The organism is Polynucleobacter sp. 35-46-11 (assembly GCF_002281105.1).
The window spans coordinates 1-10,015 of sequence record NZ_NCFJ01000068.1 but is presented as its reverse complement, the minus strand read 5'-3'; the positions used below and the strand labels follow the sequence as shown (position 1 = coordinate 10,015).

At 44.9% G+C, this 10,015-nt stretch carries 10 protein-coding genes; all 10 read right to left on the bottom strand.

Going from position 1 to position 10,015, the window contains the following annotated elements:
* Positions 1–1,785 (bottom strand): hypothetical protein (locus tag B7Y67_RS07245; protein ID WP_293598060.1); only part of this gene is annotated, 1,785 nt, incomplete at its 3' end.
* Between the two features lie 13 nt (positions 1,786–1,798).
* On the bottom strand, positions 1,799–2,242 hold the full coding sequence (locus tag B7Y67_RS07240; protein WP_293598059.1) for a hypothetical protein: 444 nt from the start codon (positions 2,240–2,242) through the stop codon (positions 1,799–1,801).
* Positions 2,242–3,369, bottom strand: a complete 1,128-nt coding sequence (locus tag B7Y67_RS07235; protein WP_293598058.1) for a flagellar basal body P-ring protein FlgI — start codon at positions 3,367–3,369, stop codon at positions 2,242–2,244. The genes B7Y67_RS07240 and B7Y67_RS07235 overlap by 1 nt, the downstream gene beginning before the upstream one ends.
* A gap of 5 nt (positions 3,370–3,374) precedes the next feature.
* A complete protein-coding gene (locus B7Y67_RS07230) occupies positions 3,375–4,094 on the bottom strand; it encodes a flagellar basal body L-ring protein FlgH (protein ID WP_293598057.1) in 720 nt (239 codons plus the stop codon).
* Positions 4,095–4,096: 2 nt separating this feature from the next.
* Positions 4,097–4,885: a flagellar basal-body rod protein FlgG gene (gene flgG, locus B7Y67_RS07225; RefSeq protein WP_293598056.1), complete on the bottom strand. Its 789-nt coding sequence runs from the start codon at positions 4,883–4,885 to the stop codon at positions 4,097–4,099.
* Between the two features lie 29 nt (positions 4,886–4,914).
* Entirely contained in the window at positions 4,915–5,676 is a 762-nt protein-coding gene (locus B7Y67_RS07220) for a flagellar basal body rod protein FlgF (protein WP_215302819.1), read from the bottom strand.
* A gap of 22 nt (positions 5,677–5,698) precedes the next feature.
* On the bottom strand, positions 5,699–8,128 hold the full coding sequence (locus B7Y67_RS07215) for a flagellar hook-basal body complex protein (protein WP_293598055.1): 2,430 nt from the start codon (positions 8,126–8,128) through the stop codon (positions 5,699–5,701).
* Between the two features lie 85 nt (positions 8,129–8,213).
* Complete coding sequence (locus B7Y67_RS07210; protein ID WP_215302815.1) at positions 8,214–8,915, bottom strand: flagellar hook capping FlgD N-terminal domain-containing protein; 702 nt, start codon at positions 8,913–8,915, stop codon at positions 8,214–8,216.
* Between the two features lie 36 nt (positions 8,916–8,951).
* Positions 8,952–9,356, bottom strand: a complete 405-nt coding sequence (gene flgC, locus B7Y67_RS07205; RefSeq protein WP_215302813.1) for a flagellar basal body rod protein FlgC — start codon at positions 9,354–9,356, stop codon at positions 8,952–8,954.
* Complete coding sequence (gene flgB / locus B7Y67_RS07200) at positions 9,353–9,769, bottom strand: flagellar basal body rod protein FlgB (RefSeq protein WP_293598054.1); 417 nt, start codon at positions 9,767–9,769, stop codon at positions 9,353–9,355. Before flgB ends, flgC begins: the two co-directional genes overlap by 4 nt.
* Between the last annotated feature and the right edge of the window lie 246 nt (positions 9,770–10,015).

Below are 10,015 nucleotides of genomic sequence, written 5' to 3'. Positions count from 1 at the left end.
TAGAGAGATAAAGTTAGCAGCACTAAAACCATAATTCACCAAAGGATTGCTCATGCCGCTGACCTTCACTTTCAGGCCATCTAAAGCTGTAGCAATAGTAGCCTGTGAGTCCTCAGCATTCACCAAAGTAATTGTTTTGGCATTCAGTGTTGCCGCAATAGTTGCCGCTGTTTCAACAGGACTACCTGTATCTGCCATGGAAAATGAGATTCCCATTTGAGTGAAGTTTAAAGTTTGACCGGCAGAAGTACCATCGACCAGCGTCAGTGTTTGACTACCGCCATTGCTACTGGTCAACGTAACTTGACTACCACTGTAGCTAAATGTGTAAGTTCCAGACTGAACATTATTTTCTACTTCCATATTGGAAATTGTCTGTGCTCCAACTGTAGCCCCATCTTTAACGACACTGCTAGAGCTAACTGCGCTTAATGCTGGACTGAAATTTTCCAACTGCAATGTGATGCCTAATTGATTAAAGTCAACTGTCTGAAGGCCACCGGAGACACTGGTGATCAAAGAGACCGTTTGATTCTTACCGGAGCTATCGGAAATATTGAGCTGGTTTGTGCCTACCTTGGTTAATGTGTAATCACCGGCCAAGGTATTTGAACCCGCTGTCAAAGAGCTGATGCTTGTATAGGTACCAACTAGGTTCCCAACTTTAACTGCGCTATTGGAAGATATCGCATTACCTAAACTGCTATACAGATCCAACAAATCATTTTCGTTTTCAATGGTTGGCAAATTCCCAGATAAATCATTGGTAGCCAAACTTGAATAGGTTTTATCTGCAACCTTAAATCCAAAGATTGCTAAATTAGTTGCTAAGCCTGAGCTAGTTTGAGCAGCACTGTTAGCTACTTTAACCAATCCCATGGCAATCGTATCAAGACGTTTTTGAACTGTAGGGACAAAATTATTGCTTAATTCGAGCAAGGCACCAGCCTGACCACCATCCAAAGTTTGAACGGTAGTGAGCACGCCTTTAGTTGGGCCATTTTGTAAATTAAAAGTTAAAGCAACATGCTCCTGGTCAGCATTGATAGTGACCTTGTTTGCAATCGCTCTTTCAACCAGTGGCATGCCAGCTACTAACTGTGTGGCTGTGCCATCAGAGTTGATTAGGCTTTGACCACCAACCAATTGCTGTAGGCTACTCAATAAACGATCGCGCTCATCCAATAGATCTGCTGAAGGTGCACTAACGCCAGGGCTATTGCCATCGACAATTTTTTGATTAATATCTGCTAGTGCCGGTAGGATTGTATTTACTTGGGCAACAGTATCTGTCAGCGCAGTTCGTGCATCACTCTGAATCTGATTCACTAAAGTACTCATGCCGGTCATACGCTGAGCTACTTCTTTTGCAGTACCTGTAATGGCACCGGCCATAGCTTTATTCGTTGGGTCTGCCGCGTAAGCACCCATCGCATTAAAGAAATTACTAATAGCAGTATTTAAGCCGGTTGATTTATCGGCAACTAAACTGTCGACTGAATTGGTGTACTGAACTAATGTATCTGAGTAGCTTGATTTAGATTGCTGAATTAAGAGTTGGGAACCAATAAGGGATGAGTAGTGGCGTGTAAAGCCCTCAACCGCAAAGCTGGATCCATTCAGCATCAATGAATTTGGCGCCAATGAATCCATGATGACATTGGCATTACGACGTGAGTACCCCTCAACGCTAGTACCGGCTACGTTTTGTGAAGTCGTCAATATTCCCGCTTGAGCAATATTCAAGCCAGCCATTGCTGAATCGGTTAAGGAATAGATTCCCATATTGAGCCTTTACTTATTTAGGTGCGCCAAGAAAGCCATCTGGCCTCTGGAGTGACTTGATAGTTTCTGCTGAGACTGGCGTTTCTCTTGGTGCATTCAATGGTTTAACGGCTATTTCGCCGTTTCCGATTAGCTTTCCAGCATTTGCCTGCTGAATGAGCTGCTCAGCCATTTTGGTGCCAAAACCGATTCCCTGGCCCTTAGACAGCATGTCAGCCATGTGATCATCCATGATCTCCAAATAGGACTTGGAGGCACTGCTCTGCTCTTCAGTACCACGCAAATTCGTATTTCGGACAGTGCTGAGCATTTGGCGTATCAAAGTACGCTCAAAGCCTTGTGCAGCCTTTTTGAGCTTTTCCTCATTAGTAGCCATTGCAGGCGTGGAATTGCTATTGGCAATTATCCTCGCACTACTCTGATCAATCGATGGAGTGATGGCGTTGATGGTACTCATTAAATAACCTCTAACTCCGCCCTCAAGGCTCCAGCAGACTTCAATGACTGCAGTATGGAAATAAGATCTTGTGGAGTCGCACCAAGCATATTGAGGGCTTTCACAACCTGATCTAAGGATGCTCCTGGTGGCACAGAAATCAAGCTATTTTCTTTTCCACTATCGCTAATCGTTGCAGTATCTTGTGAGGCAACTGCAGTCTGCCCGCGACTAAACGGAAGCGGCTGACTAATTGTTGGACTCTGTTGAACTTTTACAGTCAAGTTGCCATGCGCTACAGCGGATGGCGACAATTGCACTGCTTGATTCATCACAACTGATCCAGATCTTGAGTTCAGAATTACTCTAGCAGGACCACTCACCATCTGTACATCTAAATCTTGTAGGGCGGCCATAAATGCCGTTCTGCGTAATGGCTCCACAGGAACGCGGACATTCAATGATCTTGCATCTACTGGCAGCGCAGTACCTAACCCAAATCTTCTGCCAATGGCCTCGGTAGTCTTTTGCATTAGCGCAAAGTCAGCGCGATGTAAGTCAATTTGTAGAAATTCATCTGCAAGTAGTGAAGGTACGGCTTTTTCAATCAATCCACCTGATGGGATACGACCTGCGTTCAGGTGATTTATTGATGTTGCAGCTCCGCCAGTTGCAGCTCTGGCACCACCAATCACAATATTTCCCTGGCCTTGGGCGTAAACCTGACCGTCCGCTGCCTTTAATGGGGTCATAACTAAGGTACCGCCCTTAAGGCTAGTTGCATTACCTAAGGATGACACTGTCACATCAATTTGCTGACCTGGACGTGCCAGTGCCGGGAAATCAGCAGTCACCATAACGGCAGCGGTATTACGTAATTGAGTTTGACCACCACCCTGAGGGATAGTTACGCCCAACACACCAATCATCTGTAAAACACTTTGCAAGGTAAATGGAGTTTGCGTTGTTTGGTCACCGGTACCATCTAGACCAACCACTAAACCATAACCCACCAATTGGTTGGAACGTTGTCCAGCAATATCCGCAAAATCTTTAATGCGATCAGCAAAGCAGTTTGTAGACATTGCACCAATACACAGCAATGCAAGCGCTTGCTTTTTAAGATTGGTTAGTAACATTGTTTTCATTTTCATCAGAATGGCGCTAGCTTTAACATCAACCTTGTAAACCAACCAGCACCTTGAGTATCGTCAGTTGCACCGCGTCCACGATATTCAATCCGTGCATCAGCAACTTGTTGTGAAGAAACTTGATTAAAGACCAATGTATTTGGGTTGACTACACCACCAAAACGAATAATTTCTTCTTCGTTACTCACGGCAACTTGCTTCTCACCAGCAACTACCAAATTACCATTGGACAGGATCTCAACAACTGTCACTGTAATCGTGCCTGCAAATGTATTACTTGCTGCACTTGCGCCAGTACCTTCACTCTTAATGTCTCCGGCACCTCCAAAGTTGGCGATATTAGCAATACTTGTGTAGGGACCAAATGGGGTTGTGCTAGTGTTTCCAAACTCCGAACTTGCATTTGCTTTACGTGCAGCAGACATTCCAGAATTCTTTGCTGCACTGGTTGTCTCGTTTAATACAACAGTCAGCGTGTCGCCCACATTACGCGCACGACGATCTTCAAATAGAGGGCGATGGCTTACCGCATTCACATAAGGCCCACCAGAGTTTGCTGGATACAAGCTCCCCATATTGGCTGAGGTTTCTTGAATTGGTCTTGGCCTTGCAGATGATGGTGTTGTCAACAGTGATGGACGATCAGCACTAGCACAACCCCCCAAAATAATGGCGCTCAGCACTGAAACTGAAAGTCCGCGATAGGCTCTAAATAATTTCATCATTACTGACCCATATTGCTTACGCGCTGCAAAATCTGATCAGACGCCGTTACTGCACGTGTATTGATTTCATATGCGCGTTGTGCCGCGATCAAATTTACCAATTCTTCGGCAACGTTTACGTTCGATTGCTCGATATAGTATTGGTTTGTTGTGCCCATACCATTTGATCCAGCAATATTATTTTGTGCGGTGCCCGATGCAGGTGTAGGAATAAAGTTACCACCACCTAAGGCTTGCAAGCCAGCTGGGTTAATAAAGTTAGCCATTGTCAGCTGACCAGCCTGAATCGCATTGGTATTACCCTGCAATGTGTACTGAACCAAACCAGCTTGGTTAATGGTGATTGATGTTGCATTAGCTGGTATGACTCCACCGCCCGCAACCACGTTACCCTGCATCGTCACAATCTGACCAGTTGCACTCTTACTAAACTGACCGTTTCGGGTGTAGGCCAAGGTACCATCCGCCAACTGGATTTGGAAATAGCCATTTCCTTGAATCGCTACATCTAGTTGGTTCCCGGTTTGAATCAGTCCACCTTGAATATTATTTCGCTCTGTTGATGTAACTGCAGCTCCAGCACCGATCTGCAGACCGGTTGGCAAGAGGTTTTGTGCATTTGATGCAGAACCTGCAGAGCGCAATGTTGTGTAGAGCAAATCTTGAAACATCGGCTGTACACGCTTAAAAGCGGTGGTCGATGAGTTTGCTAGGTTATTGGTAATAACGTCCAGGTTGAACTGCTGGGAGTCCATACCTGTTTTTGCTATCCATAAGGAACGTAACATTGTTTTTTTCTCTTGTTATTTAATGTTGATTAAGCTCTTGAAAGCGATAGCAAGGTAGTTGCTGATCTTGCGTTTTGATCTGCGAAGGTAATTGAACGACTATTTAAATCAAACAGTCGACTCTGATCAATCATTTGCACCATTGCCAAAGTCGGATTGTTATTACTCATTTCGAATGCGCCCTGCACAACCCTAACTAATGGATCTGCTGCGGCCTGTTGGCCAGGTAGATCAAATAATCCATCAGCTGCACGAACCAGGTCGTTAGTATTTGGATTAACGAGTTTGAGCTTCCCAGCTTGATTCAAGAACTGCGTTCCAGGCAACTGGGTATATACAGCACCATCTTCAGCAATTTGAACTGTTGCTCCAATCGGAATCGTGATGGTTCCACCAGCACCTACTACCGGTATATCTTTACCAATCATCAACATACCCGTCTCATTGACCATGAACTTACCAGCTCTGGTATAGGCCTCTTGACCATCTGGACGACGGACTGTAAACATACCATCGCCCTTAATTGCCACGTCCAAAGCGTTTCCAGTCGTTTGCAATTGGCCTTGTGTGAAATTGCTACCTGGTGTTGTCTCAACCGAAAATACTCGCGTATCAGCGCCGTTGCCTGTGAAAGGAACACCATCACCCTTTAGCGGCACCGCGCGGAATGCACTAATCACCTCTCGAAAACCTGGCGTTAATGAATTTGCCAAGTTGTTCGAAGTCACCGCCAACTGCTGTGTAGAAGCAGTTGCTCCAGTCATGGAGGTGTATGCGTAGCGATTGATCATGAGATTGGCCGATTACTTTCTATTAACGGCCGATGTTGATAGCATCATCAATCAAGGTAGCAGCCATCACTTTAGTTGCTTGTGATACAGCAGAGTATTGACGCTGCAAGACCATCAATTTCACCAATTCTTCTGTGAGGTCAACGTTAGATTGCTCAACTGCTTTAGAGCGAATCGCACCCAAAGTACCGTCGCCTGGGAAGCTCAATAGCGGCTCACCTGAAGCTGAAGAAGCTTCATAAGTATTATTGCCGTTCGGAATCAATCCCTCAAGATTATTAAAGTAAGCCAAGATCAACTGGCCCTTAACAACTGAGCTTCCATTGTCATACTGAGCCACTAGCTTACCGCTGGAATCTACGTTATAGGAAGCTAACTGCGATGTTGCTGAACCATCTTGTGTATTGGTGTAAGTTTGCGCTGCAGATGAGTACGCCGTGCTTCCATTAGCTTCAATGGTTAACTGAATACCACCACCATTTAGCGTCTGAGCGTACTCCGATCCTTCGCCACGTGATGCATCAATATTAAATCGTGTTGCAAACTGAGGGTTGCCAAATGAATCACGTGATAAGGAGTCAATATTTTTACCGGCAATGAAACCCATTACACCAATCGATTGTTGTTCAGCTACTGGTGAACCTTCAATCAATACGCTCGCATCAGCAATGCCACCGACAACTGGATCTAAAACACTAGTTAAGCCAGTGACTCCAGATTTTCCAGCTGTACAGGTAAAGACTACAGTGGCTGTTGAAGCTGTTCCGGTAGACCATTCAGCAGCGGCACCCGAAGTAAAAACACCGCCCGTAGAATCACCGGTTAATGAATTATTGGTATTAACCGTTGTATATGCTTGGCCTGCAGTAATGCTAGCAAATGCGGCAGCAACTTGTGCTGCTGTAGCCCCTGATGCTCCAGCAGTAAATGTTAATCCTGCCATCGTCAATTTCTGGCCTGCAGCTAAAGCATTAAATGCCATTGATGCTGATGCCGCTACACCCTGCGTCTTTGTAAAGGTTGCATCCGTTCCACGAGTACCAGCACTGTCTAAATCGCCAACTGAGGCATATGGGCTTGAACTTGTAAATACAACTGTTTCAGTTGATCTTGTTCCAGTAGACCAGCCAGTCACTGTGCCAGATGTAAATGCACCTACGGTTGCGGCCGTTGCCGTTAACGCATTATTTGAATTAACTGTTGTGTAATCTTCTCCGGGTGTAATACTTGCAAATGCTGCTGCAAGCTCTGCCGCGGATGCGCCTGCTGAGCCAGCGGTAAACGTGAGTCCTGCCATTATGAATGTTTTGGTGGCCGCTAAATCTGGAAATAATACTGATGTTATTTCCGTAACTGCAGTCGCACCAGCAGTTCTTGATGGAGGAGTTGGAGGCGTGATACTTGCATTAGGCGTAACTGGATTTCCATCCACCGTCGCAAATACTTCAAATCGATCTACGTTTACTGTGTACTCAGCTTTGATAGAACTTGTTCCGGCTACAGTTTGAGTCAGAGTGAGGTTAGTACCGTCTCTTAAACGCAGGTTATACACAGTTCCAACGGTGTTTGCCGCACCACTCATTGGGGTGAGTGTTGCCTCGTAAATTGACTCCGTACTTGCTGCGCCAGTTCCCAGAGCAACTGCTGTCGAAGAAATTTTATTAAATTGCTCACCAGGGGGTCTGTTGTATGAATCAACAGAGGCAATATCGGGATCAATAGTCTGAGTAGGGCTAAAGTTAAATGTACTACCCGCAGCAGTTCCAACCGCATCTGCAGTAATAGTTAAGTCCTGAGAGCTAACCTTTTTGTAGAACATTGATAAAGTATGCGCAAAGCCTTTATCGTCATAGATTGTCTGTGATGTTGCTTGACTGTAAGTTGTTGGATCAGTTGGCGAGAAAATATTTCCAGTTTTTGGATCGACACGATTATCGAGATTCAATTCAAGACTTGAATTTCTGGTTGGCTGTTGCGCTAATGGTGTGCGGTCGAGAATCAATACTGACTTTGCGCTTGAAATAATGGTTCCAGATGAATCAGCAGGATATCCCACCAAGTACATACCGTTTTCATTAACAATACGATTTTGATTGTCCACTGCAAATTGACCATTGCGTGAATATTGGAATTTAGTTGGGTTTTCAGTTGGCACCGTTCCATCAACAGTTTTTGCCATCATGAACATACCCGGGCCAGTAATGGCCATATCCAAAGGATTTTGTGAATTTACTACCGTGCCGTAGGTACCAGTGCGACGAATTGCCATACGATATGAACCCATACCAGCACGATCTACAGACTGAGGATCCTGCGCTCTAAAGAACTGATCTGAGAATACATATTCACCAGACTTATAACCAATCGTCTGTGCGTTGGAAATATTGTTACTGGTAACGTCAATTGCTTCGGAGGCTGACTTTAATCCTGATAATCCGATTCCGTATCCCATTTTTCTTCCTTTTATCTCTGCTTTACTTTGTTTATCTTGCTTGCTTTTGTTTGTTGTCTACTTTTAATTTTTTCTTACTTTTTTCTTAACTGATCCACTGCTGCACTTCGGAAGAATTAATTACTCTTCCGTCTAATAAATTCAGAATGGCATCGCCATTTGCACCCTTAGTTACCGATGCAACTGCTGATGCGACATAAGCCGTTGGGTTTTCACTCGCGTCGGCTGAGTTAGTTCCCGCTAGGCTGAGGTAGTACATTCCAGCATCGACTGTGTTGCCATCAGCATCCTGACCATTCCAAATAAAATTGGCCATACCAGCATTGAGGTTGCCTAAATCAACACTATTAACCACATTTCCAGCTGCATCAGTAATGGTTGCAACGACTGACTTCAATGGATTTTCTGCATTTGCGCCCAACATAACTTGATTCTCTCCATCAAATGCAATGCCGTTACCAGCAACTGCTGGACTATGGCCAATCAATGCGGCTTGGTTCATGAAATTCACACTTTGCATTTGTGCAAGCATGGCGGTCATGGACGTATTCATATTGCCCATACTGCTCACCATATTGAGTTGTGACATTTGCGCAGTCATCGTGGAGGCATCCATTGGAGCCATTGGATCTTGATTCTGGATCTGCGCAATTAATAGTTTTAAGAAATTTTGCGTTTGTTCAGCAGCAGTTCCGCCGCTTGTGGATGTAGCTGATGCCTCAGCGGGTTTATTCGCTGTAGTTGGGTCATAAGTACGAATGCCACTCATTGGATTGGTGATTGCCATAATTTCCTCTTACGCTTTACGCATGCTCTCTATTAATTACTTACCTAAATCAAGGGTCTTCAACATCAATTGCCTTGATACATTCATTGCTTCCACATTCATCTGATATGAACGCGATGCCGAAATCATGTTCACCATCTCTTCTACTGGGTTGACGTTTGGCATCTCCACATAGCCAGCAGCATTTGCCTTTGGATGACCTGGGCGATATTCCATTCTTAATGGGGCATCGCTCTCCAACACCTTGCTAACCTCAACTCCAGACCCCGGAGACCCTGGCTTAGTGATCGCTGTAAATTCCACTTGTCTTGCTCGGTATGGGCGGCCATCCGGTCCAGAGACACTTTCAGCATTGGCAATATTGGATGCAGTCACATTCAAGCGCATTGCTTGAGCTGTGAGGCCAGTCGAGCCGATATTAAATGCGCCTAATAAACTCATGAAGGTTGACCTGTAATTGCAGACATACGACCACGAATTGTGCTACCCAACATATTGAGTGCTGACTCAGTAAATACTGAGTTCTTAGTAAATTCAGTGAGCTCAACGTCAGCATCAACCGTATTGCCATCCATCGAAGGCTGATTTGGGATGCGGTAGAGCAAGCGAGGATCTTCTTGGGGCACCTTGCCAGGAATGTGGGCTGAATGCGTTGTTGCCATTCCAATAGCACTAGAGGATGTTTTGCCATCTAGCTGCGCCTTCAATACGTCAGCAAAGCGGATATCTCTAGCTTTGTAGCCAGGAGTATCGGAGTTTGCCAAATTGTTCCCAAGCACTTGCTGGCGATATGTACGCAGTTTTAGCGCGTTTTCGCCGAAAGTTAAAGGGTCGTATCGCGGTACAGCGTTCATTTACTCTCCACCCGTTAAGGGAATACAAATCCTGAGGGGAAAATCCTCACATATGAATATGCAAGGACCGTGCCAGTTTTATATGGAGATTTAAATTAGTAAGCGCTAACTTTTTAAGCTAAGCACCTTATCGCTGACTTCGTTGACGAAGTGAGCCCTAGAATTAAGAAAACCCCAAAATATGGGGTTTTTTCTTAAAATCGGCAAAAATTGCCGCTTTATTACAATGCCATGCAATCCTATTGG

What these genes read in the sequence shown, in the direction of transcription:
- B7Y67_RS07235 (WP_293598058.1), bottom strand. Translation starts at nt 3,369, where the DNA reads ATGAAAACAATGTTACTAACCAATCTTAAAAAGCAAGCGCTTGCATTG.
- B7Y67_RS07230 (WP_293598057.1), bottom strand. Translation starts at nt 4,094, where the DNA reads ATGAAATTATTTAGAGCCTATCGCGGACTTTCAGTTTCAGTGCTGAGC.
- flgB (WP_293598054.1), bottom strand. Translation starts at nt 9,769, where the DNA reads ATGAACGCTGTACCGCGATACGACCCTTTAACTTTCGGCGAAAACGCG.
- B7Y67_RS07240 (WP_293598059.1), bottom strand. Translation starts at nt 2,242, where the DNA reads ATGAGTACCATCAACGCCATCACTCCATCGATTGATCAGAGTAGTGCG.
- B7Y67_RS07215 (WP_293598055.1), bottom strand. Translation starts at nt 8,128, where the DNA reads ATGGGATACGGAATCGGATTATCAGGATTAAAGTCAGCCTCCGAAGCA.
- B7Y67_RS07220 (WP_215302819.1), bottom strand. Translation starts at nt 5,676, where the DNA reads ATGATCAATCGCTACGCATACACCTCCATGACTGGAGCAACTGCTTCT.
- flgC (WP_215302813.1), bottom strand. Translation starts at nt 9,356, where the DNA reads ATGAGTTTATTAGGCGCATTTAATATCGGCTCGACTGGCCTCACAGCT.
- flgG (WP_293598056.1), bottom strand. Translation starts at nt 4,885, where the DNA reads ATGTTACGTTCCTTATGGATAGCAAAAACAGGTATGGACTCCCAGCAG.
- B7Y67_RS07210 (WP_215302815.1), bottom strand. Translation starts at nt 8,915, where the DNA reads ATGGCAATCACCAATCCAATGAGTGGCATTCGTACTTATGACCCAACT.